This window comes from Paenibacillus polymyxa (assembly GCF_015710975.1).
GTDB lineage: Bacteria > Bacillota > Bacilli > Paenibacillales > Paenibacillaceae > Paenibacillus > Paenibacillus polymyxa.
This window is the reverse complement of sequence record NZ_CP049783.1, coordinates 4,060,884-4,086,638: the sequence shown is the minus strand read 5'-3', so window position 1 is coordinate 4,086,638 and position 25,755 is coordinate 4,060,884. Positions and strand designations below refer to the sequence as shown.

General features: G+C 47.9%; 19 protein-coding genes and 2 pseudogenes. 1 reads left to right on the top strand and 20 read right to left on the bottom strand.

Going from position 1 to position 25,755, the window contains the following annotated elements; translation table 11 throughout:
• Nucleotides 1-103: 103 nt before the first annotated feature.
• From rsmB to G7035_RS18045, 13 genes and pseudogenes are all read right to left on the bottom strand, one after another.
• Nucleotides 104-1,518 (bottom strand): annotated as a pseudogene (gene rsmB / locus G7035_RS18105) (16S rRNA (cytosine(967)-C(5))-methyltransferase RsmB).
• Complete coding sequence (fmt, locus tag G7035_RS18100) at nucleotides 1,515-2,474, bottom strand: methionyl-tRNA formyltransferase (protein WP_019687946.1); 960 nt, start codon at nucleotides 2,472-2,474, stop codon at nucleotides 1,515-1,517. The pseudogene rsmB and the gene fmt overlap by 4 nt, the downstream one beginning before the upstream one ends.
• Nucleotides 2,475-2,480: 6 nt before the next feature.
• The gene (gene def, locus G7035_RS18095) at nucleotides 2,481-2,978 is read right to left on the bottom strand and encodes a peptide deformylase (protein ID WP_016822352.1); all 498 of its coding nucleotides are present in this window, start codon (nucleotides 2,976-2,978) and stop codon (nucleotides 2,481-2,483) included.
• A gap of 132 nt (nucleotides 2,979-3,110) precedes the next feature.
• Entirely contained in the window at nucleotides 3,111-5,687 is a 2,577-nt protein-coding gene (priA, locus tag G7035_RS18090; RefSeq protein WP_019687947.1) for a primosomal protein N', read from the bottom strand.
• Nucleotides 5,687-6,991 (bottom strand): bifunctional phosphopantothenoylcysteine decarboxylase/phosphopantothenate--cysteine ligase CoaBC, encoded by a 1,305-nt coding sequence (gene coaBC, locus G7035_RS18085; RefSeq protein WP_019687948.1) that lies wholly within the window; start codon nucleotides 6,989-6,991, stop codon nucleotides 5,687-5,689. Before coaBC ends, priA begins: the two co-directional genes overlap by 1 nt.
• Before the next feature lie 90 nt (nucleotides 6,992-7,081).
• Nucleotides 7,082-7,285, bottom strand: coding sequence for a DNA-directed RNA polymerase subunit omega (rpoZ, locus tag G7035_RS18080; protein ID WP_013371850.1), 204 nt, complete (start codon nucleotides 7,283-7,285; stop codon nucleotides 7,082-7,084).
• A 120-nt stretch (nucleotides 7,286-7,405) separates the two neighbouring features.
• Nucleotides 7,406-7,977 (bottom strand): annotated as a pseudogene (gmk, locus tag G7035_RS18075) (guanylate kinase).
• Between the two features lie 14 nt (nucleotides 7,978-7,991).
• A complete protein-coding gene (gene remA / locus G7035_RS18070) occupies nucleotides 7,992-8,252 on the bottom strand; it encodes an extracellular matrix/biofilm regulator RemA (RefSeq protein WP_005548256.1) in 261 nt (86 codons plus the stop codon).
• 56 nt (nucleotides 8,253-8,308) lie between these two features.
• A complete protein-coding gene (locus tag G7035_RS18065) occupies nucleotides 8,309-9,196 on the bottom strand; it encodes a YicC/YloC family endoribonuclease (protein ID WP_016822356.1) in 888 nt (295 codons plus the stop codon).
• A 19-nt stretch (nucleotides 9,197-9,215) separates the two neighbouring features.
• Nucleotides 9,216-11,117, bottom strand: coding sequence for a bifunctional homocysteine S-methyltransferase/methylenetetrahydrofolate reductase (locus G7035_RS18060; RefSeq protein ID WP_196478867.1), 1,902 nt, complete (start codon nucleotides 11,115-11,117; stop codon nucleotides 9,216-9,218).
• A gap of 156 nt (nucleotides 11,118-11,273) precedes the next feature.
• Nucleotides 11,274-12,293, bottom strand: a complete 1,020-nt coding sequence (locus G7035_RS18055; RefSeq protein ID WP_019687951.1) for a hypothetical protein — start codon at nucleotides 12,291-12,293, stop codon at nucleotides 11,274-11,276.
• Nucleotides 12,294-12,451: 158 nt separating this feature from the next.
• Nucleotides 12,452-13,282, bottom strand: a complete 831-nt coding sequence (dapF, locus tag G7035_RS18050) for a diaminopimelate epimerase (RefSeq protein ID WP_019687952.1) — start codon at nucleotides 13,280-13,282, stop codon at nucleotides 12,452-12,454.
• A gap of 109 nt (nucleotides 13,283-13,391) precedes the next feature.
• The gene (locus G7035_RS18045; RefSeq protein ID WP_019687953.1) at nucleotides 13,392-16,190 is read right to left on the bottom strand and encodes a calcium-translocating P-type ATPase, SERCA-type; all 2,799 of its coding nucleotides are present in this window, start codon (nucleotides 16,188-16,190) and stop codon (nucleotides 13,392-13,394) included.
• Nucleotides 16,191-16,420: 230 nt separating this feature from the next.
• Here G7035_RS18045 and G7035_RS18040 point away from each other — a divergent pair, with 230 nt between their 5' ends.
• On the top strand, nucleotides 16,421-18,169 hold the full coding sequence (locus tag G7035_RS18040; RefSeq protein WP_016822361.1) for an Rqc2 family fibronectin-binding protein: 1,749 nt from the start codon (nucleotides 16,421-16,423) through the stop codon (nucleotides 18,167-18,169).
• Nucleotides 18,170-18,264: 95 nt separating this feature from the next.
• On the opposite strand, the gene G7035_RS18035 is transcribed toward G7035_RS18040, so the two are convergent.
• The 7 genes from G7035_RS18035 to G7035_RS18005 all read right to left on the bottom strand — a co-directional run bounded on the left by G7035_RS18035 (nucleotide 18,265) and on the right by G7035_RS18005 (nucleotide 25,617).
• Nucleotides 18,265-19,134, bottom strand: a complete 870-nt coding sequence (locus G7035_RS18035; RefSeq protein WP_016822362.1) for a PHP domain-containing protein — start codon at nucleotides 19,132-19,134, stop codon at nucleotides 18,265-18,267.
• A complete protein-coding gene (locus G7035_RS18030) occupies nucleotides 19,118-20,092 on the bottom strand; it encodes a selenium metabolism-associated LysR family transcriptional regulator (RefSeq protein WP_016822363.1) in 975 nt (324 codons plus the stop codon). The genes G7035_RS18035 and G7035_RS18030 overlap by 17 nt, the downstream gene beginning before the upstream one ends.
• Nucleotides 20,093-20,291: 199 nt before the next feature.
• Nucleotides 20,292-20,729, bottom strand: coding sequence for a hypothetical protein (locus G7035_RS18025; protein ID WP_016822364.1), 438 nt, complete (start codon nucleotides 20,727-20,729; stop codon nucleotides 20,292-20,294).
• Nucleotides 20,730-20,958: 229 nt separating this feature from the next.
• On the bottom strand, nucleotides 20,959-21,219 hold the full coding sequence (locus G7035_RS18020) for a YlbG family protein (protein WP_017427798.1): 261 nt from the start codon (nucleotides 21,217-21,219) through the stop codon (nucleotides 20,959-20,961).
• Between the two features lie 34 nt (nucleotides 21,220-21,253).
• Complete coding sequence (locus G7035_RS18015; protein ID WP_016822365.1) at nucleotides 21,254-21,694, bottom strand: YlbF/YmcA family competence regulator; 441 nt, start codon at nucleotides 21,692-21,694, stop codon at nucleotides 21,254-21,256.
• A gap of 107 nt (nucleotides 21,695-21,801) precedes the next feature.
• Nucleotides 21,802-23,787: a helicase-associated domain-containing protein gene (locus G7035_RS18010; protein ID WP_019687954.1), complete on the bottom strand. Its 1,986-nt coding sequence runs from the start codon at nucleotides 23,785-23,787 to the stop codon at nucleotides 21,802-21,804.
• A 6-nt stretch (nucleotides 23,788-23,793) separates the two neighbouring features.
• Entirely contained in the window at nucleotides 23,794-25,617 is a 1,824-nt protein-coding gene (locus G7035_RS18005; RefSeq protein WP_019687955.1) for a DNA repair helicase XPB, read from the bottom strand.
• Nucleotides 25,618-25,755: the final 138 nt, after the last annotated feature.

Sequence of the window (25,755 nt, the reverse complement as noted above, 5' to 3'; positions counted from 1 at the left end):
CCTGAGGGGGTAAAAATTTTTCATCTTCATGCAAAAAACCGCCGGAAGTGTCCGGCGGATTGTGGAAATACTGGTGGGCAGCTACCTGGAATTCTCTTCCGAGCTACTTTACCCGGCGCAGACGCGCAATATAAAATCCGTCACTGTGAAAATGCTGCGGTAACAGCTGTACCGAGCCTTTCTGTATACCATCCATTTCATGACTCACGGCTGGAAAAGAATGATCCTTTGCCAACTCATACTCTGGATGTTCGCTTAAAAACCGAGCCAATTGTCCTTCATTTTCGTCAGGCTCAATCGTGCAAGTACTGTATACCAGAATACCACCCGGCTTCAATAGTCCGGCCACACTATCCAGCAACTCGTGCTGCAGTTGAGTAATGTCGCGAACATCCTGCGCAGTTTTGCTCCAACGCAGATCAGGTTTACGGCGAATCACCCCAAAGCCCGAGCATGGCGCATCCAGCAAAATACGGTCAAAAGAAGCCGGAGCATATCGTTCCTTTAGATCCAACGCATCACCAGTAACCGTCTCAACAGCGTCTAGACCAAGCCGATTCGCTTGCTCACGGATTAGTTGATGCTTATGGGCATGCAGATCGTTTGCAACGATCCGGCCGCGATCCTTCATCAACTCAGCCATATGAGCTGTTTTGCCGCCTGGAGCTGCGCAGCAGTCCAGCACTGCCATGCCAGGCTCAGGAGCGACCGCTTCAGCAACAAGCATGGAGCTTTCATCCTGTACAGACAACAATCCGTCCGTATACCACGAGGTAAGCGCCATATTTCCGCCGCTACGAACAACAATCCCATAGGGGCTAACGGCCGAAGGAACGGCATCAATCCCTTTTGCAATCATCTCGTCCAGCAGCTGATCACGACTGGTCATCGTCGTATTCACTCGCACGCTGACTGCAGGGGCTCGTTATTAGCCTTGCAGATAGCCTCAGCTGTATCGGTACCGTATTGCTTGATCCAGCGCTTAACTAGCCACTGTGGATGGGAATGTTCTAACGAAATCCGTTCCTCTGCTGACAAACCGTCAGGAATACGCAGCTTGTTCGACTCACGCAGCATGCTGCGAAGGACGCCATTGACCATACCGGAAATCCCCTGATGCCCGCGCCGCTTGGCAATGGTCACTGCTTCACTAACAACTGCATGATCCGGAACTCGATCCAGATACACCAGCTGATATACGCTCATCCGCAGCAACGAACGTACCCAAGGCTGAAGCTTGGCCGTTCCTTTTTGAACAAATTTATTCAAAAAATAATCCAGTGTATTTCGGCGTGCCACTGTACCGTATACAAGTTCCGTCGTCAAACCAACATCACTTGCAGATAAACCTGCCTGCTGAAGCCGGCGATTGAGCTCAAGATTGCTATACGCGCCCTCTTGCTCCACACCGGTCAGCACGTCAAGTGCAACTTCCCGCGCCGTCTGTTTGCGAGTTTTGTCGGATCTGGTCCCCACTCCCTTGCGTTGGTCTCCCTGACGGGAGTGTCCCCCGCTCATCCGAGCACCGTGCCGGGCTTCATCTGTCCGCCGCGTGCAAAGGTTCCGGCTTCCATAACCTTCTTGCCTGCCGGTTGAACCTGGGTCAGCCAGAGAGTGCCTTCGCCTGTCTGCACCTCAATGCCACGGGCGGTTAATTGAAGAACCGTGCCTGGTGCTGGAGCATTTGAGCCACTCGCTTCATTATTTATGGAAGGCTGCTCCGCAGCCCATATTTTAAAAACATTGTTCTCCCAAAGTGTAAACGCGCCAGAAAAAGGAACCAGACCGCGAATCCGGTTGTATATTTGCTCTGCATTATCACTCCATGTAATGCGCTCATCATCACGGTTCAGGTTCGGGGCATAGGTCGCCTCGTCCTCATTTTGCGGCGTACGGTCTGATTGCCCTGCCAGCAACTTGGGCAGCTCGTCCTGCAAAAGTCTAGCTCCGGCTACACTTAGCTTTTCAAAAATTGTGCCCGATGTATCCTCCGGCTCTATAGCCACCTCAACCCGCGATATCATATCGCCGGTGTCCAGCCCTTCCGCCATATACATTAGCGTCACACCTGTCACAGTTTCACCGTTAATAATCGCACGCTGGATCGGTGCACCTCCCCGATATCGGGGAAGTAACGAACCATGCACATTCAGACAGCCGAAACGAGGCAGGTCTAATACGGATTTAGGCAAAATTTGTCCATAAGCTGCGGTTACGATTAGATCGGGACGCAATTCCGCCACCTGAGCTACCGCTTCCGGTTGACGCAGGCGTGTCGGTTGCAGCACAGGCAATCCGCGCTTCTCAGCCGCTTCCTTGACTGGTGTAGACGTCAATATTTTTTTCCGTCCCTGTGGCTTATCCGGCTGAGTAATTACACCGACCACGTTATATCCGTTGTCCAGCAACATGTTCAGCGATGGGACTGCAAATTCAGGTGTACCCATAAAGATAATACGAATGTCTTGGCTCATCGAACCTCACTCCCCTGTCTGACGGTTCGGTCCTGGCTGTTCCAGAGCAACCTCATATACTTTTTCTGCAATATCCGTGAACAATACTCCATTTAGATGATCAATTTCATGCTGAAAAGCACGAGAAAGCAACCCTGTCGCTGTAACGGTAATAGCCTTGCCCTCGCGATCCAGTCCCTTGACTGTAACCTTCTCGGCACGACGTACATCCCCGTTCAACCCTGGAATACTTAGGCAGCCTTCAGGTCCCAGTTGCTCTCCTTCTTCGGCCACAATTTCTGGATTGATCATTTTTATCAAGCCATGCTCATCTCCAGCATCTACGACGATGAGCCGCTTCAAAATACCTACTTGTGGAGCAGCTAGACCTACTCCTTCCGCTTCATACATCGTATCTGCCATATCGTCCAGCAGCTTTTGCACATTAGGCGTAACTTTAGTAACTTCCTTCGCTACTTTGTGCAATACGTCATCCGGCTCCAACACTATAATTCTAATTGACATGACAACAGAACACCTTCCTCTTTTTCCTTCATTTAGGCTTTACTGTATTCATCACAAAAGCGACTGCTACATTATCCTATGTACGGACGGCTTGTCCGCATCAATTGTGCGAATAACTTTAGTGTTAACACTCTACATTAGCATCTGCGGATCAACATCCAGACTAATCAGCAACTTTTGTGCCTGTGCAGATTCGGCCATTTCATCAGCCACTTGCTGAGCCAAACCAATCGCGTCGATATTTCCACGCCATTTTATCATACATTGAAATCGGTATCTATTCTTGATTCTCGAAATGGGTGAAGCTACTGGCCCCAAAATGTCCAATACATCCGATGTAAGCCGGTCCATATTCCCGAACCAGCCCCGTTGTCTGGCTCGTCCCTGTAGTGTCGCTGAATAATTTTCAGCCAATCGGACTAGCACTGGAAGCTGTTCATGAGAAAAGGTCACCAAAATAAGTCGGCAATATGGCGGGTAGTGCAAATTACGGCGGTGTTTCAACTCTTCCCTCACAAAAGATGAATAATCATGACGGCTTGCATGAACCACCGAATAATGCTCTGGAGTGTAGGATTGTACGAATACTTCTCCCGGCAATTGATGCCTTCCAGCACGCCCGGCTACTTGTGTTAACAGCTGAAAGGTCTTTTCCGCAGCCCGAAAATCCGGTAAATTAAGAGCAGAATCCGCAGTAATGACACCTACCAGCGTTACATCGGGAAAGTCCAGCCCTTTGGCTACCATTTGAGTACCCAGTAGTACGTCTGCTTTTTTATCACGAAATTGCTTAAGCAGCTTTTCATGAGCGTTTTTTTCAGTCGTTGTATCGACATCCATTCGGACAACACGTATACCAGGGAATAGCTTAGCCAACTCTTCTTCCACTCGCTGAGTACCTGTACCGAAGTAACGAATATGCTCACTACCGCATTCCGGGCAAGTCTGAGGTACAGGCTCGGAATAGCCGCAATAATGACAACGTAAATTGTTCGACCGCTGATGATAGGTAAGCGAAATATCACAATCCGGACATCCCGCCACATAGCCGCAGCTCCGGCACATGACGAACGTGGAGTGACCACGCCGGTTCAACAGTAATACCGTCTGCTCCTTACGCTCTAATCGCTCTGCGATTCCATTATGCAACGCGCGGCTGAACATGGAGCGGTTGCCGGCCCGTAGCTCCTCACGCATGTCCATGATATGGACTTCGGGTAACGTGTTCCCCAATGCGCGGGTCGGCATTTCAAGCAGTAGCGGCGCAAACTCGTCGTTGCTTTGGGAGCGAGCAGCATAATAGCTTTCCAGTGACGGTGTAGCTGAACCGAGTATAACGACAGCCCCGTGCTGGTGTGCTCTGCGAATGGCTACATCACGCGCATGGTATTTGGGTGTCTCTTCCTGCTTATAGGACGTTTCGTGCTCCTCATCCATAATAATGAGCCCTAGCTCACGAAAAGGGGCAAATACCGCTGAACGAGCGCCAATCGCTACTTTTACACGGCCTTCGCGTATTTTGCGCCACTCATCGTACCGTTCTCCCCCGGACAATCTACTGTGCATCACTGCGACCTGGTCGCCAAAACGTCCTTTGAAACGTTCGACCATTTGTGGAGTTAATGATATTTCGGGTACGAGCACAATCGCCTGGCGATTCTGCTCGATACAGCGCTGAATGGTCTGCAGATAGATTTCCGTCTTACCGCTCCCTGTGACTCCATGCAGCAAATAAGCTCCTTGCTCACGCATGTCCAGCTGACGAACAATCCGTTCATACACCGACTGCTGCTCTGCCGTAAGAGGGAGTGGGTCTGTAGGCTTGAAGTGTCTGCCCCGGTAGGGATCGCGGAACACTTCAACATCTTCCTGTAACACATAGCCCTTATCTTCCAGTGCCTTAACCGTCGCAGCTGATACACCTAACGAGGTCATAACTTCCTTCAGCGGCAGAGGCAGAAACTCGCTACGTTCCAGCAAAAAAGCAAGTACCTCCCGCTGACGCTGCGCCTTGGCAGAAAATTGCTCCAGTGCCATGGATGCTTCATCTATGCTGATAGCCAGATCAACAGCTTTCATCGTCTTTTTGCCAAGCTTGTCTTTAATAACCTGGCTTTCCTGAAGCACTCCGCGGCGTAACAGCGATTTAATAACCTCCGCCTCCTCGGGGAAACGTCTACTAAGTTGCTGCAACGGGACTTGCTCCTTATTCTGAATGAAGCTGACAATCTGACGCTCCGCCGGGTCGCTCATACCGTCGTCAGTCAGAAGGGCCCATTCGATCTCATCCCCCTGATTAGACAGCATAGATCGCTGTGGATTCGTAGACTCTTGCTGTTCGGCAATGGAGATATAACGTTCCGCCTTGCCCTTAAGCGCGGTAGGAATCATCACTTGCAGTGCCATAATTTGATTACAAGCATAACGCTCGCTCATCCATTTGCCCAGTTCAACCAAATCGGGAGATAAGGGCGGTACCAGATCCAGCAACTCCTGAATCGCCCTCATCCTATATTTCGGCGGCTCTTCAGCTGGAACTACCGAGATAACAAAAGCCTGCACCGTCCGTTTGCCAAATGGCACAGCTACCCGACTACCTGGCTCAATCCAAGGTCTCATGGAATCTGGTATCAGATAATCGAAGGTACGATCTGTATCCTTGGCAGGTACATCGACAATGACCTTGGCAACTAAATTGCCTGTCTCCATTAATGCAGCACCCCACCCATGCGTCCCGCGGCTAGAGTAAGCAATTTACGCGCAACCTCTTCCTTTGACTGTACAGGAATCTGCTCCACCATCCCGCTTCGGTCATATATTTGAACAGCATTTGTATCGACGCCAAAACCTGCACCATCCACAGTTACATCGTTTGCCGCAAGCAAATCACAATTTTTACGTTCTAATTTATCTATTGCATACGTCTCCAAATTTCCCGTTTCTGCTGCAAAGCCAATTAAAAATTGATGTTTCTTGCTGCGTCCGAGTGATTCCAGAATATCAACGTTCTTCACTAACTCCAGTGTAAATACACTATCATTTTTCTTGATCTTGGTCTGTGCCACCTCACGTGGTCGATAATCTGCAACGGCAGCAGCCATAACGACCATATCACTCGTTTCCCATTGTTTTAGCACAGCCTGGTACATGTCTTCAGCTGACTGGACTCTTTCAAGCGAAATACCTGAAGGCGGTTCCGCACTGGTATTGGCAGCAATCAAATGCACCTCTGCCCCCATCTCCTGAGCGACTTTCGCAATGGCAAAGCCCATTTTACCAGATGAATCATTCGTAATATAACGGACAGGATCAATTCGCTCAATCGTGCCTCCAGCCGTGACAATGACTTTTTTTTCCGAAAGCGCTAATTCATTCTTATCTACAAGTCGCTCGGTTACTTGTTTCTCCGTAGATTCTTCTCCAAACCACCGTGCTTCAGACTTGATTGTGGCTTCAGGCTCCTGAGCTTGCTGATCAAAAAAGCGCTCAATCGTTTGCACAATAGTTTCTGGCTCTTCCAAACGTCCTTTGCCAACATAACCACAAGCCAGTAATCCTTCACCAGGCTCAATCATCTTCACACCACGGGATACCAGTGTCTCCATATTTTGCATGACTGCAGGATGAGTGTACATATGTACATTCATCGCAGGGGCCACCATAATAGGCGCTGTCGTAGCCAGCAACGTTGTCGATAACATATCATCAGCAAGACCATGCGCCATTTTCCCGATGATATTCGCCGTTGCAGGAGCAACTAGCACCAGATCAGCCGCATCCGCCAGATGAATATGGGATACGATAGACGGCTCTCTTTCATCAAATGTATCACTGTACACCGGATTGCGAGAGAGTGACTGCAGCGTAAGTTCGGTAATAAACTCCTTGGCAGAAGCCGTCATAATCACATGTACATCGGCTCCCTTTTGCGTCAACTTACTGCAGAGCGCAGCCCCTTTATAGGCAGCAATTCCGCCGGTTATACCAAGAATAATAACTTTCCCCTTCAACATCGTTAACTCCCCCTGACCGAAAAAAATAACAACCTTGCGGTTGTCAAAGGAATTGGCATTGCGCCTGGTTATAATGATTGTCTATAATTCTTATTCTTCTTCGCCGCTTTCAAGCAAAAGATGATCTGCATAGATCTCTTCCAGAGCTACTCCAACCTGTTTGTGAGATTTAGGACTCTTCAAGCTCGTCTTCTCGCCCTCACGCAACTGTCTAGCACGGCGTGATGCCGCTACAACCAGCGAATATTTACTATCTACCTTTTTCATCATTTCATCAATGGAAGGATACAGCACGAATAGACACCTCTTCATGTAGTTTTAAGCTGTATAAGCTGAACTCCAGTGTACACCTTCAAGCTCAGCTTATACAGTATTATTTCACTTTCGGTACGCTTGGCATATGTAAAGCCTCGCTTAAGGTCGAACCTTACAATGTTCGGCGATAATAATGGATTCTATTCGTTTACAAGCGAGATCAATCTCATCATTGACAACCGCATAATCATAATGACGCAACAGGTTCATCTCGTCCACAGCTACCGACATACGGTGATCAATGGTTGCTTGAGTTTCTGTGCCACGTCCCCGAATTCTATCCTTCAACTCATCCAGCGAAGGTGGAAGCAAGAATATAAATATGCCTTCTGGAAATTTTTCTTTAACCTTTAGCGCGCCCTGAACTTCAATTTCCAGAAAGATATCTTTACCCTGCGCAAGCGTCTGGTCTACAAAATCACGTGGAGTGCCATAGTAGTTACCTACATATTCTGCGTACTCCAGCAATTCATCCCGTTCAATCATCCCTAAAAATTCTTCACGCGTTTTGAAAAAATAGGTCACTCCATCTTGCTCGCCCGAACGAGGTGTTCGAGTTGTAGCAGAAACAGAATACGTTATCTCAGGTAGCTTTTCGCGCAATGCATTGCCTACCGTTCCTTTACCGACCCCGAAGGTCCGGATATTACAAATAATAATCCCTTAGCCATAGTACACTCCATTTTTATTCGTCATTGTCATCATCTTTAGTGGATAGGCGATGAGCGACCGTCTCCGGCTGCACCGCAGACAGGATTACATGATCACTGTCTGTAATAATAACAGCCCGTGTCCGGCGGCCATAGGTAGCATCAATTAGCATATGACGGTCCCTGGCTTCCTGTATAATCCGCTTGATCGGAGCAGACTCCGGACTGACGATGGAGATTATTCGGTTGGCCGACACGATATTGCCAAAGCCAATATTGATCAATTTGATTGCCATATTCAGGTCTTTCCCCCTATACATGTGACTATTGCAGCCGTGCCGCTACCAGGTAGCTACTCAATATTTGCAGCCTGCTCACGAATTTTTTCGAGCTCTGCTTTCATCTCAACGACCAGATTAACTAATGTGAGATGATTAGCCTTAGAGCCGATCGTGTTGACTTCCCTGTTCATTTCCTGGATTAAAAAATCTAATTTGCGACCGGCCGGCTCGTCCGACAGCAGCAACCTTTTGCACTGTCCAAAATGACTTTGAAGCCGGGTAAGCTCCTCATCAATATTGCTGCGATCCGCGAATAACGCAATCTCCATTCCGAACTTATGTTCATCAAGCGTAAATGAACCGTCCTGAAGCTCTTTAAGCCTGTGCTTCAGCCTGTTACGGTAGTCGCTCACAACATGAGGAGCCAACACCGTCATTTCATGATGAAAGGATTCCAAACGTAAAATGCGGGATTCCACATCTTGTGCCAAATGCCCGCCTTCTCGCCTTCTCATCTCCAGCAAACCTTGCAAAGCTTCGTTCAAAGCTCGCTGTAGCTGCTCTTCCCAGTCATCTTCGTCTCCATTGCAAGCCTCTCCAGGCTCACCCAGAACATCAGGCAAAGCAAGGATATCACTTATACCTAACGTTCCTTTCACGCCATAACGATCCGCCAGCTGCTCCGCTGCACGCAGGTAAGCCTGCACCACAGTGTCATTCAACCGTGCGGCGGGTATCTGTTCTTCATCACGTTCCCTGTGGATGAAAACATCGATACGACCGCGTTTAATCTGCTGTTGAACCGTTCTTCTCAAGCCATCTTCATAACGAGTCCATTCACGTGGAATTCTCATCATCACTTCGCAATAGCGGTGATTGACCGATTTCAATTCCAAGCGTACTTTATACCCCTCATGATGAAGGATGGCTTGACCGTATCCGGTCATACTCAATGACATCGGCATCACATCCATTATACTATTGTAATTGATTATTATAGTCGAAACAAGGGGCCTGTGCTCGGCCTGATTTTTCCCATACATATGAAGTCAGCTCAGCTGTCATTTCATAGAACATAAAAGGAGTCATGAAATAGATCCCATTAAAATGTTCCATGGCCGTATCAAGCAGCTCCTTGGCAATAGACACGCCCATTGCTCGTCCTTCCGAGCCCTCTAGTCCCGACATACGTGCACGCACCTCATCGGATAACTGAATGCCTGGCACTTCATTGTGCAAGTATTCTGCATTGCGGCCACTAGCCAGCGGCATAATACCGATAAAAATCGGTATTTCCAAATGCCGTGTCTCTTCTGCAATGGCTATAATCAGCTCAGGATCGTAAACAGGCTGGGTCATAATATAATCGGCCCCGGAGGCAATTTTCTTTACCAACCGCTGTACGGCTTTACCCAAATGCTTAACATTCGGATTAAAAGCAGCTCCCACCACAAAATTAGCTTTCTGCTTGAGTGGTTTACCGGAAAATGCGACGCCATCATTTAACTGCTTGATCATGCGTATGATTTCAAAAGATGTCATATCATACACCGAACTGGCGCCTGGTAAATCACCAAACCGCGCCGGATCACCAGTAACCGCCAGTACATGGTCAATACCCAGTGCGTCAAAACCCATCATGTGGGATTGAGTACCAATCAGATTACGGTCACGACATGCGATATGAATTAATGGACGCAAGCCTGTTTCAATACTAACCAGATGCCCAAGCGCCATGTTGCTCATACGAGTGACTGCGAGCGAATTGTCAGCAAGTGTAAGTGCATCGGCTCCGGCTTTCTTCAAGGCATGCGCACCTTGCATAAACCGGGTAATGTCCAGATCTCGCGGAGGATCCAGTTCTACAATGACCGTATGCCGTTCCTTAACCAGATCCACAATGTTGGGTTCGCTGGCATGTCTGCCATTGCCTCGTCCCCCTTCATTTGCTGTCTGCTCCACCACATGAATGGACTCTGTCGACAAAGCTTCTTTTGGAGCCAACGGGGGCGGTTGCAAATTTTTTAAAGCTTTGGAAACAGCAGCAATATGGTCTGGCGTAGTTCCGCAACAACCACCAATCAGCCTGGTCCCGAGATCTACAAAGGACGCGGCACATTCTCCGAAATATTCAGGTGATGCACCGTATACATAGTGACCGTCCACATAATCTGCCAGCCCCGCATTTGGATATACAGACAGCGGTACAGACAAAGGACCATCCAGCTGCTCCATTACACTCATAATTCCCTGCGGACCGGAGTGACAGTTAAACCCGAGGATGTCAGCTCCTTCACTACGCAGTGTTGAAAAAGCTTCTGACACTAGAAAACCATCTTGGGTACGACCAACCTGATCGACCGCAAATTGACAAATTACCGGAATGTCACTGTAGTTACGTACACTGTGAAGCGCAATGCGCATTTCGTCCAGTGAATAAAACGTTTCGCATAAAATGCCGTCAACCCCTTCGGAAAGAAGGGCATCGATCTGCTGCTCGTAGTTTCTTGACAGCTCCAGCTTGGATATGTTAAGACGTTTGCCTCCGCATATGGAACCGACCGCACCTACTACATAATGTTCAGGTCCGGCAGCAGCCTTGGCAATTCGCACACCAGCACGATTAATCTCTTCCACCTTAGATTCCAGTCCAAAGCGGGCTAACTTATAATCATTTGCAGAGAATGTATTCGTCTCCAGCAATCGTGCTCCTGCATTTAAATACTGCCCATGTACGTCTGATATAACATCAGGCGAAGTAATGTTCAGTTCTTCGTAAGACGTATTTACTGGAAATCCTAGCTGGTACAAAAAAGTCCCCATAGCGCCGTCTCCGACAATAATTTCACGATTCAGCACAGTACGCAAATCCGGTTTCATGTCCTCTGCTCCACCCCGCTCTTTATTTTCATACTAATGTAACATAAAGAGACTACAAACATAAGCCAAAAACAAAAAAAGCCGCCTCACGCCCCGACAAAATGATACCAGGAGTAAGGCAACTTGAGTTATCATTTTCTATTTACCACTACATTTTCATAGCATTTTCCCATCAGAAGAATGGAGAGAAAACTCGTAAAAAGTCCCTTTTTTATTTACTTTAGCCACAATAGAATCCGTCCCCTTTTGGGAGAACGTATATTGATTTCCTTGAACATTCACTTTATAGCCGGACACATTGATATTGAACAATAGTTGAACCTTAGGCTTGACCAGCTTCAATGCTTCGGCGGCGGTATATTTTGGACTTGCAAAAGATTTTTTGAAATCTGCGTCATCATTCCAGTCCATCCCTGATGTGGATACAGCCAGCACTTTACCGGTTACCGCACCAATTTTGACTTCATTCGCCTCGCTTGCATCCTCGAACGACCAATAAGAAAGCCCCTTTTTCTCATCCTTGTACCGTGAGACATGCTGCACTGTGATTCGCTGTCCACTCACTCGCTTAAACGTGTTCATTGCACGGTTCAGTAACACAGGATCCACCTGCTTCAGTGCATAGTCCGCATTGACGGTAATAGCATTACCTTGATCCACATCAACATACAATGAGGAAGCTTTTTCTCCTGCCCCCCAGAATACCCAGTAATTTGAAGGCTTGTTGGACTGATAAGGGGATTTGACTCGCCAGAATGCTTCAAATTGTAAGGGGCGCTTGCTGTCAAACGCTTTGGCGCTGTTTAATACTTTTGCCTTGAGTGGCGCGTTCATCGCCTTTCCCAAACTACTTATTTTATATCGTATGGTTGTAGAATCTACTCTGTTTTTCTCTTTATTATATTCTGTCTGTAACGTAGCTGTTCCATCTTCCAATTCACCCTCGACAATCCAGGTTTTCCCCATATCCGTTACATCGTCAAATTGAAATGCAGTTTTTGAACCGATAAGTTCTTGCACTGCTTTTTCTAAACGGCTTACGACTGTCGGAGTTAGCGAACCAACCTGCTTGTCCGTCGTTTCTGTGGCAGCAGGAATAGTCGCCGCTTGAACCGGAAGCGCGGTGGCTATAAGAATGAGGATTGCAATTGCTGATACCCAACGAAATTTCCGCACTATGAACGGCCTCCTTATCGTTTTCTCATTTTCTATATTATACATCGTTCAGACGTCAAAAAAAGACAGAATATCGCTCTGTTCACCATTTTCCCAGTAAACAGCGGCATAAAAGGGCAAAAAAAGAAGACCTGCTAAGGTCTTCTTCACCCTCACTTCTATATACGACCTTCGAACACAATCTCAGCCGGCCCTGTCATATAAATGTGATTATCATCCTCGCTCCATTCAATATCCAGATCGCCGCCCTTTAGGCTTACCATGGCGCGGCGGTCGCTGTATCCATTTAGTACAGAAGCAACAAGCGTAGCACAGGCTCCAGTTCCACAGGCTAGCGTAGGTCCTGCTCCCCTCTCCCATACCCTCATATCTATATGCTTCCGACTCTGTACCGTGGCGAACTCAACATTTGTTTTTTTAGGGAACAATGGATGACACTCCAGCTTTGGCCCCCAGGCCTCCAGATCAAAGCTAGGCGCATCCTCAACATAAATGACACAGTGCGGATTTCCCATAGAAACAGCCGTAAAGCGAAAACCACTTCCTCCAGCTTCAATGGGCTCATCTATTACGTTAGTCAAATCGAGTGTAGTTGGAATTTTCAATCCTTCCAGAATCGGCTCTCCCATATCTACCTTTACCATTCGTACAGTTCCGTTTTCCACAGTCAGTTCAACCTGTTGCACACCTGCACCCAGCGTCTCAATCGTGATCTGTTCACGGTTGATATGCTTACGGTCATACACATATTTGGCAGCACAACGAATAGCGTTACCGCATTGCTCGGCCTCCGAGCCGTCTGAGTTAATGATGCGCATGCGAAAATCTGCTTTTTCAGACGGCAATATATATACCAATCCATCGGCGCCAATACCAAAATGTCGATCACATAGCCGAACAGCTAATTCCGAGGCGTCAGACGGCAATTCCTGATGCCCGTACCAAACGATAAAATCATTACCCAGACCATTCATTTTAGTGAATTCCATAGCTTCCCCCCGCCGTTGCTGCTGATGTCATGCTCCTCTTGAAGCTTTGATCCCATAATATCATACAGGGCAAAAGCGTGAAAGCGATGCGATATGCAAGACCCGAATTCTAGGCTGAGAACTTTGTACGTCCCGCTGAAAATCGTGTATTTCCGCCGTGACGACGGTTACGTCGACCGCCCCATACACTTCCCGCTCCCATCAGGAACGTAGGAATTCCAGCTGCGACAATAGATAGTGCCCATTCACGTAAACCAAGGGGTACCGTTTTGAAAATAGGTTGCAGCACAGGCACATACATTACAACCAGCATCAGTACAATGGAGGACAGTACGGCAAGCACGAGATAACTATTTTGAAACGGATTACGATGGAAAACGGAGCGGGAGCTACGGCAATCAAATACATGAATTAACTGCGCCAGCACTAACGTAGCAAATGCAACCGACTGCGCTTTGATCAATTGCCCTGCATCATTCGGAGCAATCCGTAATGTCAACCAAAAGGCCGCAAGTGTACATAGGCCAATCAACAGACCGCGACTAATAATTTTCCAGCCCAGTCGACGTGCAAAAATATTTTCCTTTGCGCCACGAGGCTTATGCTCCATAAGATCCTTTTCCGGCTGATCCACACCCAGAGCCATCGCTGGCAAACCGTCAGTTACCAGGTTCACCCACAAAATCTGAATGGGTAACAAAGGTAGCGGCAGCCCAGCCATCATGGCAAAGAACATCGTCAAAATTTCGCCAACATTGGAAGCGAGTAAATAACGTATGAATTTACGGATGTTCTCGTAAATATTTCGTCCTTCCTCAATTGCCGCTACAATAGTTGAGAAATTATCGTCACTCAGTACAAGTGCAGCTGCTTCTTTGGTCACATCTGTTCCTGTAATGCCCATGGCAATACCGATATCCGATGCCTTGATCGCAGGTGCGTCATTGACGCCATCTCCGGTCATAGCTACGACATGTCCGCGTCTTTGCAGCGACTTGACAATTCTCAGCTTGTGTTCCGGCGACACCCGCGCATACACAGAGACGGTATCAACAACGTTATCCAACGCCGCATCATCCATGAGAGACAGTTGCTGTCCTGTCAATACATTTGAGCCGCGTTGGAGAATGCCCAGCTGCTGTGCAATGGCCTCCGCAGTTGTGCCATGATCGCCCGTAATCATCACCGTGCGAATGCCAGCACGACGGCACTTGCCAATGGCCTCGCGAACCTCGCGGCGTGGCGGATCAATCATGCCGGTCAGGCCGATAAAAATCAGCTGTGTTTCAGCCTCCTCAACCGTAGAGACACGCTCATGCGAGCGGATATCACGGTAAGCGACGCCAAGTACACGCAGCGCCTCCGATGCCATACCTTCATTGGCTGCCAATACCTTTTGGCGCAGCGTACCCGTTAACGGAACGACATTCCCTTCCCATAAAATGTAAGAGCACTGACCCAGTAGCACGTCTGGCGCTCCTTTGGCAAATACAATATGTCCTCCCTGGTGGCGTACGAGTACCGACATCCGCTTCCGATCTGAGTCAAAAGGAAATTCTCGCTCCCGTGTGTACAGTTCGTATAGCCCTTGTCGCGTGACTCCGCCTTTGGCAGCTAACGTGACCAGCGCTCCTTCTGTCGGATCACCTTTCAGCTCCCAAACAGCGGAAGGCGTCGGCTCTTTGGTTTTCTTTTTTGAACGCAGCTCATCTATGTCAGCTTGAACAATCTCCGCATTATTACAAAGTACACTAGCTTGCAGCAATCTACGCAAGGATTGTCCGTTTTTTAGGTCGGCCGGAAGATCCCTGTCCATAATATGACCGTGTGGATCATAACCTTCCCCGGTAACTCCCCAGAAACGACCATCCAGCCACAGCTTGGTGACTGTCATTTTATTTTGGGTCAGTGTGCCCGTTTTGTCAGAGCAAATGACAGACGCACAGCCGAGCGTCTCAACGGAAGGCAGCTTGCGCACAATGGCCTTGCGTTTGATCATACGCTGTACACCCAAAGCGAGTGCAATGGTTACAATCGCGGGCAATCCTTCTGGTATGGCTGCCACAGCCAAGCTCACGCCGGCCAAAAACATGCTCATGGCTGGCTGACCATGCAAAATACCCGCTATGACCACGAGCACGGTTAGCGCTAACGCCACAATAATCAAAATTTTGCCCAACTGTTCCAGTCTGTGCTGTAACGGTGTCTCCTGCGACTCCGTATTTTCGATCAAGTCTGCGATCTTTCCCATTTCGGTACTCATGCCTGTGCGAATGACCACGCCTTGTGCGGTGCCTCTGGTCATCATGGTGCCCATAAAACCGATGTTCTTTTGGTCCCCAAGAGGTACTTCGGCGGCATGAATAGGACGGGAATGCTTACTCACCGGAACCGATTCACCTGTCAGGGCAGACTCCTCGACATCACAGCCGTTTGTACTCAACCACCTTACATCTGCAGGGATACGATCACCACTTTCCAGCAGCACGATATCGCCCGGCACCAGTTCTCTGGCCTGAACATGTATTCGTTTGCCGCCTCGCAGCACCTTGGCGGTTGGAGCCGAAAGCTGTCTTAAAGCTCGCAATGAACGTTCAGCTCTGAATTCCTGCACAAAGCCGAGAATTCCATTTAGCACAACGATAGCAATAATGGTAATCGCATCCAGATACTCGCCGAGTAGGCCAGAGATCAGGGTCGCTCCCATCAATACAAGCATCATAAAATCCTTGAACTGGTTGAGCAGCAGCAAAATTGCCGAAACACGCTTGCCCTCGCTCAGCTCATTCCAACCCGTCCTTTCTCTTCGTTCCGCAATCTGTTCCTCCGAAAGACCCTGCTTCGGGTCGACTTCCAGACTAGTTGAAAGCTGTTCATTGCTTAATTGGTGCCAGTGTGCTTGTTCCATTCTCCCCAATTCCCTCCCGGTCAGATAGTCCGTTTCCGTCGGTTGTGCGTAGGATGGCTGCCCGTTATTCTATTTTTGTGCCACGATTGCTGATATGCTGGACAGACTTTCTTGATTCAATCTATTCGGACAGGACTCGAAATATCACAAAGCCGCTTAAGTTTTGTCCCAAAGTTATGTATCATAGAAGGAAGGCGAAAATACATTTGCTTCAAAGGAGAACATACATTATGGCATTGGACGGAATCGTAACCCGCGCTATCGTACACGAACTGCAAGCCATCCGGGGCGGGCGCATTAATAAAATACATCAGCCAAACGAACGCGATATCGTGCTGAACCTGCGGGCACAAGGCGGGAGTGTAAAGCTGTTGCTGTCGGCTAATCCGACATTTCCGCGCGTACATTTTACAGAGCAAAGCTTTCTCAATCCGACAGAAGCTCCCATGTTTTGTATGCTTCTTCGCAAACATTGCGAAGGAGGCATTATTGAGAACATCACGCAGGTGGGCATGGAGCGCATTATTCATATGAATATACGTCAGCGTGATGAGCTGGGGGATATTTCATTGAAGCGCATTATTATTGAAGTGATGGGTAGACATAGCAACATTATTTTGCTTGACCCGGAAACAGGTATGATGCTGGACGGCATTCATCATGTCACACCCTCTATCAGCAGCTATCGGGTCGTTATGCCAGGCTTTCAATATACGGAACCTCCTGAACAAAATAAGCTGAATCCACTAGAAGTCGAAGAAGCAGCCTTCATCTCCTCGTATCAAGCAGCCCTTGAGGCCGAAGAAGCTCCCAAACGCTGGCTCGTGAACACTTTTACCGGACTTAGTCCCCTCATTGCTGAAGAGATACTAATCCGAGCATCTAACGAAGAAGCATCTGGTGACAAGGATCGTCGACTGTGGAGGACATTCAGTGACATTATGGATGACGTGCGGAATCATCGTTTTCAGCCAGTATCTGGACTGAACGCACAAGATAAAGTAATATTTTCAGCCATTCCACTGACGCTGATCGAAGGAGAACGTAAGGAATACGCTACCATCAGTGAGTGTATGGAGGACTTTTTCGGTGAAAAAGCAGAAAGGGACACGGTTAAGCAAAAGGTTAGCGACCTACTGCGGTTTCTACAAAACGAGCGGAGCAAAAACGTAAAAAAACTCGATCATCTCCATCAAGATTTGGCTGAAGCGGAAGATGCCGATCAATTTCGGATTTACGGAGAGCTGCTGTTCGCTTCACTGCATGAGGTAAAAAAGGGAGACAAGGAAGTAACACTCACTAACTTTTATGACGAGGAACAGGGTGCGATCACCATTCCATTGGACCCGCTACTCAACCCTTCAGATAATGCACAACGTTATTTTAAAAAGTATAACAAATATAAAAACAGCCTGGCTGTCATTGACGAACAACTAGCAAAAACACACGAAGAAATTCGTTATATGGACAATCTTCTTCAGCAGCTAGCCCATGCCTCTATTAACGACATTGAGGAAATACGTGAAGAGCTGGTTCAGCAGGGCTATCTCAGAGATCGGGTTAAAAAAGGAAAGAAAAAGAAGAAAAATGACCGCCCGACCTTGCACGTATATACATCATCCGAAGGCATCGAGCTGCTGGTCGGCAAAAATAACTTGCAGAATGAATATGTGACCAATCGACTGGCCGGACCCAATGACACGTGGCTGCATACAAAGGATATTCCAGGGTCACACGTCGTTATTCGTGCCGAGAAATTCGGAGACGCAACGTTGGAGGAAGCTGCTCAACTGGCTGCCTATTTCAGCCAAGCCAAGCAGTCTAGCAGCGTACCTGTAGATGCCACTTTGATTCGGTATGTACGCAAGCCAAGCGGTGCGAAGCCCGGCTTTGTCATCTACGATCATCAGCGTACGCTCTTTATCACACCTGATGAGGAACTGGTCAAAAAGCTGCCGAACCGCATCAAAAACGGCTAGGTTCCACCAGCATATGGAATCTACAAAAAAAGCCCTTCGCCCGTTGCACGTACACTTCTAGTGTTCCATGCGGTAGGCAAGGGGCTTTTTCTCATTTACTTTTGTCCAACAGCAGCCTTTCTCAATTCCTCGACAACCTGACCTTCCACACTACGGCTACCCAGATCACCGTGGAAAATCACACCTTGGCGCGCACCGTGAAAATCCGAGCCGCCTGTTGCGATAAGCCCATAGTGCAGCGCCATTGCAGTATATCGGCTCTCAGCCTCAGCATCATGGTCTGAATGGCTCACCTCCAACCCTACAGGCTTCGCTGCCTCTATAATGGAGCGCACCAGTTCATCATTTCCATACAAGCCAGGGTGGGCCACTACAGGCACACCTCCTGCTTCACGAATCCAGCTTATAGCCTCCGCAGGCTCTACACGGGGTACAGATACGTATCCGGGCGCACCTTCTGCCAAGTAACGGTCAAACGCATCACGCATGTCCTTCGCGTAACCTTTTTGAACCAGGGTATCTGCCATATGCGGACGTCCAATGCTTTCATCTGGCGCTAGTGGTCTGCCCATTGTAGCCACCACCTCATCTAGCGTGATTTCCAGGCCCAAGCTACGCAATCGACTCAAAATCAAATCATTACGGGTATCCCGCGCCTGTCTCAGCTTTTCCAACCGTTCCAAAAATATTTTATTACGGTAATCCATAAAATAACCTAATATATGAATATCTTTGCCACCAGCACGTGTACTGATTTCCACACCCGGCACCACGGTCATTCCAATGCGTCTTCCCTCCTCCAAGGCTTCCTCCAAACCGGCCACCGTATCATGATCTGTAATAGCCACACCGGCCAACCCTTTTTCCTTCGCCCAGCGCACATTATCAGCAGGTGATTGCATACCGTCAGATGCTTGGGTGTGTGTATGTAGATCATATCGTTGTGAATTAATCTGTTCCTTCATTACGCAATTGCTCCTCCTCTTTCATCACTACAAGTTTGTCCTGCGAGTCCTCGAATACGTCCAATCCCTGATCATGACGACGCAAGTAAGATAAAAAAGTTACTACCGGGATTGGCAACAAAGCTGATTTCAGATGAATCGCATAAAACTCTCGTTTGAAGGTAATATCTGAAATATTTACAATTTTCAACAACCCGAGCGCAACCTCGTGTTTGACTGAAGAAGGTGACAGCATGGTAATCCCCAGTCCTGCCTCTACCGCTGATTTGACCGCTCCAGTGCTGCCCATCTCCATTACAATATCAAGTCGAGAGGCATCCGCACCACGATTTTTGAGCCCGTCTTCTATGACTTGTCGTGTACCAGAACCTTTTTCTCTAGCTACAAAAGGATGCTTGAATACATCTTCTAAAACTACTTTTTTGGCCTTGGCTAACACATGCCCCGAAGGAACAATCAGCTTCAGTTCGTCCTGCATCACAGATTCCACCACAATATCCGGGTGTTGAACCGGGGCCTCAATCAGCCCTAAATTCAACTGATGCTTTAGTATATCATCCATAATTTGAGTCGTATTCATTACATTCATTGCCATGCGTATGTGAGGGTACTCCTGACCAAACGGGCCCAACATTCTTGGCACAATATATTCACCAATCGTTAGGCTGGCGCCAATATGCAATCTTCCCTCCAGCATGTGAGTAAAAGCAGACATTGCCTCGTCAGCTTCCCTGATCAGTTGCATACTTCTTTTTGCAAAAGGAAGTAATGTCGCTCCTGCCTCCGAAAGCTCAATTTTTTTAGTCGATCGGTGCAGTAGCTTCGTGCCAAAATAATCTTCCAAAGATTGAATTTGCATCGTCACCGCAGGTTGCGTCATATGCAGCGCTTGCGCCGCCGCCGAGAAGCTTCCGCGCTCCGCTACGGTATAAAAAATGTGCAGCTGATGAAAGTTCATATTGACAGCCCTCTCCCCTCTGATCTCCTTATTTTAGCATAAGAAAAACGTCTGCGAACAATTTCCGAGTAAACTTACCGAAATGAGGAGTATATGCTTGCAAAATAAAAAAGCATGCAGCTGATAACTGCATACTTCTACTCAAACTCGACGGTGTCAATGAGCGCGGTTTTAATGGAACCGTTCGCCAAATCACCGTCTATTTTTGCTTACGACTGCTTTTCATCAGTGTCATGCGCCGCGAATGGCGCAACCATGAATAGTAGGATTTTAAGTCCCTCAATTCGATAGTCTCTGACATCCGACCCAAAAAGGTAATAATAATCATCTTATGAAGCGGATTTCCCGCAATGTCCATCTCACCTGGCAACTCACCAAATTCGGCGACAACGACCAGATCACCATCAATTAAATATACATCCTCTTCATTATGATAGTAGGACTCCATCCTGTTTTGCTTCAGGCATTCCCAAAGCCAGGCGGCGATATGATTCGTCTCGGACTGTTTCTGCTCTACCCGATCTAAATAACGTGTTTTCGCATGATTTGTAATCACGATATCGGCGACTTTCTTATCGCCCATCTCCACGTAGAACGGTTCGTATGTACTCCATCGCTGCATTGCCTTGTCACGCACGGGATCACTCTCCCCACCAGATAGGTCTTTATATCTACCAATATATTCATATGTTACCTCAACAGACCCGGGACTACAAGTTACAAAATTGAAGTTTATGGGTGTTTTTTAAAGATTTTTTAGGTCTAACAGCATTAAGATTAGTATGCAAAAGTCCTGGCTTCACAAAAAAAAGCCAGCCCGTAGGCTGACCTTTTTTAAGAATTCTAAATGTATAGACAATCAAAGCTTATATTTCATATTCTTTCATCTTTTCCTTATCGTCGTTGTACTCCGTCCTAATCTCATTTCGGAAAGAACGCTCAACCTTACGTACATAGGAAAGTCTGCGAATATTTTTAACGGTGTCCTCTGCCCGATCCGCATTCATATAAATAACTACATAATGCATACGCTTTGAAATATAGTGGACATTTCCGTATTTCTCCAGATTGCGGGCAGCCTTGATATCGCTTACCCAAATGATGTACCCTGTCCGCTCGGCAAACATTCGCTTCATCTCCCCTCCGTATCATTCCTATGGCCTATCCGCAGGAGCATTTTCCTCCGCTGCCGCATCCGCCCTTTTTCACATTCGGATCGTTGCTCGGCACCTTAATGGTCTCGGACACGGAATATGCAATCGTTTCAGACATGGCATGAAGCATATCATCCAGCGCCTTTTCGGCCCGTTTGAACTCCTTAACAGCCTCAAATTGTTCTAGCTCCAGTTCAACGACCTGCACTGCGTCCTTCGCTTCATGATAGTTGGGATGAAAATGCCCAAAACGCTCCGTTTCAGCAAAAAGCTCCTTTTTGGCATCCAGCTTGCGTACACACGCCTGAATAGACGGATTCAATTCCACACGCTGCTTCCAATATAAATAATCCGATACCTCAAAGGACCGGTTGACCATATCGCCCAATTCATAGGCGTTAATAAGCACTTCTGCCATATTGACCGTGTTCAATTCGGCTACGCTCATGAATGTCATCTCACTTTATATAAAGTTCTACCCAATAAAAGTAGACTCATTTATCATACCACATCCTTCTTTTGAGAAGAAGGAGTTTCATGCACTTCCTGACACGACTATGTAAAAGGAACCAACAACCTCATCTCGGACCAATCCCTTGGCTGCAAGGTTGCATGAGAAGATGTTTTCTCATCCAGTCCTGAGGCGTACCAGCCTGTGACACTCCAGGGATCGCCCGAAACCACCGATTCCGGTATCCATTTAACCTCTTTCCCACTAATGCGCAATCCCACCGCCGCCTGCCAACGGATCGCTTGCTCCATCAACTGCCTGGAAGTGGACGTATGGTAACTCCTCCATTCTTTTGTCCATGAAGAGGGTACTGTAGATCTTTCTGGAAAATAGTCGGACGGATTAGGCAGGGTGTGCTCTTGTTCATAGAAATGCAACGTACGCCCTGTGTAAACCAGACCAGCTCTTCCCTCTTGTGAAAATAGGGAACGGCCTGCTTCTAGGTTCTCTGTCTCCGTCAAAAGTGGATAATGATGATCTGGCTCATCCGCACCTTTTGGCTCAAGACGCGGACTTAATCCAATTGTAGCGAGCGCTTTTCGTATTTTGTCAGCAAAGCGCACCGGGATAATAAAATCTTTGTCACCGAGTCGCTCCAGTAATCCTTCCAGTGCAGGATGACGCGCAACCATGTCCGCATCCTCCTGAGTACCGCATCGCAGAAGTGTTACCGTCGCAAAAGCCGTTCGTCCGACATCGCCTGCCCACTGCTCTACTGCCAGCCGTACATGTTCTGGCACCCCTGTCCGACTGTACTTGTCCAAAAGAGCAGGAATCGCCTTAGACTCCATGCCCAGCTCGATTGCCTCTGTAATACTCTCTCTGGTAATCCGATATACTACCATCCGGTCTCCTGTCACACGTTCACAGCAGCATTCCAATCGCCAGCGCACATCATATGCGACATCTGGCGGCACTAATATTTCAAAATCAGGCTGCACATAAAAGGCACCTTGCTCTTGATGTGTATCCTCGTCATGATAGGGACGAAGCAGATCTGTCACAGAGACATTCCAGCGAAAACACAATTCACCTGATGTGGTCTGACCCCAATCCCCCATTCCAAAAGCCGTCAGGGCCTTCAACCAACCCTTTATATCTTCCATAAAAGGTCCATTAAAATTAAAATCAGATACTGTTTCATCCGCAAGCCCATCGAGAGTTGCGTTTGTAGGAACAATATCTATAAGGGTACTGTTTGTGGAATCATCTCCCTTTAAACGATTTTGCGGCATTAAGCCTACCTGAAGCATCCATTGCAGCAGACACTGAATAGATATCCATCCGTCTGTTCCTACATACTGCGAGACGGCACACAGCATATAGCGAAAATGCTGTATGGGCGCTTCAGCCTTGCCGTACCTTTCCATGAGGGTGGCAAAAATATGCTTGCGCATTTGCCCAGCAGACAAGCGAATCCATGTCGCCAGTTCCGCTTCCTGAATGCGGAAAGACACAGTTTCTTTCACAAGCAGGCCCAAACTAAGTAGTAAATCGATCATGACCACCGTTTGTACTGGATACAGCTCGGCATGCGCATAATGCAACCCAAGTCCCTCCAGGTCCTCTGGACGAAAGGGGGTAAGTTCATTTAATTTTTGCAATGACCGCTTATGTATGGTTCCTTTGGCCGTCAAAGGAACCCCCTGTATTGCAATACGTGACAACACATGCAGTAACTCTGACTCCAGTCCAGTCATTGCTTCATGTACCGTTATCGGATGATCCGTATGTATCTCGTTCATTGGAGTTTGCTCTAACAACATATCGTACAGAGCGGGTAGTCGATCAACCGGAATATATAAAATCCGCTCACCCCACGATTTGGTAACTGCCTCCAGCCACCCCCGGGTGCGAAGCCCATGCAGTGCCAGTTTTGTTTCGACTCCGCTTAAGGCACCTTGGGTAAGCTGCACAGGCTCCTCTTCCCTCATAGGCTGTGCAGCATGTCGGATAAAGCATCGTTTAAGCACCAGCAGTTCATCCGCTGAAAGCTCATTCCAGCTGCCTTGCGTATTCGTTACGCCCATCCTTGATTAGGCCTCCTTTTTCTTTCCGCCATCTTCTGTCTCATCCTCCTGGCTTCTGCTAGCCATTGTCCTATCAAACCTGCGAACCGCATATTCATAGCCCTGCTCAATCAGAAACAGCTGACGACGTGCTGCAAAATCCGTCTCCTTACTGTTCTCTGTCACTAATGCATAAAAATAAGCTTTATTCTCGCCTGGCTTTGGTCGTAAAATGCGGCCAAGTCGCTGCGCTTCTTCCTGACGTGAGCCAAAGCTACCCGATACTTCTATGGCCACCGCTGCATCCGGCAAATCCACCGCAAAGTTCGCCACCTTGGATACCAACAGGGTTTGAATACTGCTCTTGCGAAACGCATCGAACCAACGCACCCGCTCACTCTGAGTCATGGATCCCGTAATCAGTGGAACGTCCAGCTCCTGAGCTAATTTACGTAACTGGTCTAAATATTGACCAATAATAAGCGTGGGTAGACCCTTGTGTTTCTCCATTAGACTGCGTACTGCCTCCAGCTTAGCCGGATTTTCGGCTGCAATTCGGTATTGCTGTCTGCCTTCAGCGCGCATACTTCGCTCCAAAAGGTCAGCGGTCATGGGCAAACGCAGCTCTACACAATCGACCTGAGCAATCCAGCCCTGTCGTTCCAGTTCCTTCCACGGCATATCGTACCGTTTGGGTCCAATTAAAGAGAACACATCCCGCTCACACCCGTCCTCTCGAACTAACGTAGCTGTTAATCCCAAACGACGGGTAGCCTGAATATCAGCCGTCGCTCGAAATACTGGCGCAGGCAGCAAATGTACCTCATCATATATAATGAGTCCCCACTTCCGCTCACTCAGTAGCTTCATATGTTCAAACTCTCCGTCTTTGGTGCGACGATGCGTCAAAATCTGGTAGGTTGCCACCGTTATCGGTCGCACCTCCTTTTTCTGACCACTGTATTCCCCGATAGAATCGACAGGAATATTCGTCTTTTGCTTCAATTCTTCGATCCATTGCCGCACGGAGATAGTATTAGAAGTTAAAATAAGCACCTCACACTGAAGGCGATTCATCACTGCCATACCGATCACTGTTTTTCCGGCTCCACATGGGAGGACCAGTACTCCACTACCCCCTAAGCCGTCTGCACCTTCAAATGCATCAGCGGCTTTCACCTGGTAATCACGAAGCTGCAACTCCGTTTGTCCCTTTCCCAAGGTAAAACGAAGCAGGTTCCCCTCAAGATAACCTGCCGTATCCACAACAGGATATCCCAAGCGAGTTAATTCCTGCTTGAGCAAGCCACGATTTTCGGGCGGTACGGATGCACTTGTCTCATTGGTGCGAAGCAAACCAAGCTGTTTTAGCTCTTTCTTGTTTAATAGCTCATCCAGTAAAGCTGGGGTCTCTGCCGTCAAGATCAAGTGATCCCCTATTGTGTATGTGTTGGTTTTACTCGCCTTTGTATCTCTGTCTGACTCTTGCTCATCACGATTCGCGTCAATCGTATCAGTGTCGTAAATTTGTTCTTCTTTTGCACTTGCCCGTGACAGCGTCAACGTCCCGTAACGAGATACAAGCTGTTCAATATCTCTCAACAAATCACGCGGAATATCCCAACGGGACATAGAGTGCAAACTTTTTTGAATGTCCTCAGCACTCCACCCGAGAGCGGCCGCATTCCAGAGCGACAATGGAGTGATGTGATATGTATGAAAAGCGGACGGACTTTTTACCAGTTCCGCATAAACCTGCAACTGTGAACGGGCCCATTCCGAATCGGGCAAACCCATTTCCAGTAGAACGGTAAAATCACGTTGTACAATACAAGGATGATCTGGGTTCATGACTACCTCCTGACACTCAAAAGTTCTATAATAAATAGCTTATCCGTTTATTCGCATATCAACCGGAATAGCAAGGAGTCCAACCCACACTCGGGTTGAACTCCTGATCAGAAGCTCGGGATAATGACCGTCCCAAAC

Bases quoted from the DNA above. Each gene is read 5' to 3' on its own strand.
- G7035_RS18040 (WP_016822361.1), top strand. From the start codon at position 16,421: ATGGCATTGGACGGAATCGTAACCCGCGCTATCGTACACGAACTGCAA.
- fmt (WP_019687946.1), bottom strand. From the start codon at position 2,474: ATGAGCCAAGACATTCGTATTATCTTTATGGGTACACCTGAATTTGCA.
- G7035_RS18030 (WP_016822363.1), bottom strand. From the start codon at position 20,092: ATGAACTTTCATCAGCTGCACATTTTTTATACCGTAGCGGAGCGCGGA.
- priA (WP_019687947.1), bottom strand. From the start codon at position 5,687: ATGGAGACAGGCAATTTAGTTGCCAAGGTCATTGTCGATGTACCTGCC.
- coaBC (WP_019687948.1), bottom strand. From the start codon at position 6,991: ATGTTGAAGGGGAAAGTTATTATTCTTGGTATAACCGGCGGAATTGCT.
- remA (WP_005548256.1), bottom strand. From the start codon at position 8,252: ATGGCAATCAAATTGATCAATATTGGCTTTGGCAATATCGTGTCGGCC.
- G7035_RS18010 (WP_019687954.1), bottom strand. From the start codon at position 23,787: ATGGGCGTAACGAATACGCAAGGCAGCTGGAATGAGCTTTCAGCGGAT.
- G7035_RS18035 (WP_016822362.1), bottom strand. From the start codon at position 19,134: ATGAAGGAACAGATTAATTCACAACGATATGATCTACATACACACACC.
- dapF (WP_019687952.1), bottom strand. From the start codon at position 13,282: ATGGAATTCACTAAAATGAATGGTCTGGGTAATGATTTTATCGTTTGG.
- G7035_RS18015 (WP_016822365.1), bottom strand. From the start codon at position 21,694: ATGAGCGTAGCCGAATTGAACACGGTCAATATGGCAGAAGTGCTTATT.
- G7035_RS18045 (WP_019687953.1), bottom strand. From the start codon at position 16,190: ATGGAACAAGCACACTGGCACCAATTAAGCAATGAACAGCTTTCAACT.
- G7035_RS18005 (WP_019687955.1), bottom strand. From the start codon at position 25,617: ATGAACCCAGATCATCCTTGTATTGTACAACGTGATTTTACCGTTCTA.
- G7035_RS18020 (WP_017427798.1), bottom strand. From the start codon at position 21,219: ATGTTTGCCGAGCGGACAGGGTACATCATTTGGGTAAGCGATATCAAG.
- G7035_RS18060 (WP_196478867.1), bottom strand. From the start codon at position 11,117: ATGAAACCGGATTTGCGTACTGTGCTGAATCGTGAAATTATTGTCGGA.
- G7035_RS18065 (WP_016822356.1), bottom strand. From the start codon at position 9,196: ATGTCATTGAGTATGACCGGATACGGTCAAGCCATCCTTCATCATGAG.
- def (WP_016822352.1), bottom strand. From the start codon at position 2,978: ATGTCAATTAGAATTATAGTGTTGGAGCCGGATGACGTATTGCACAAA.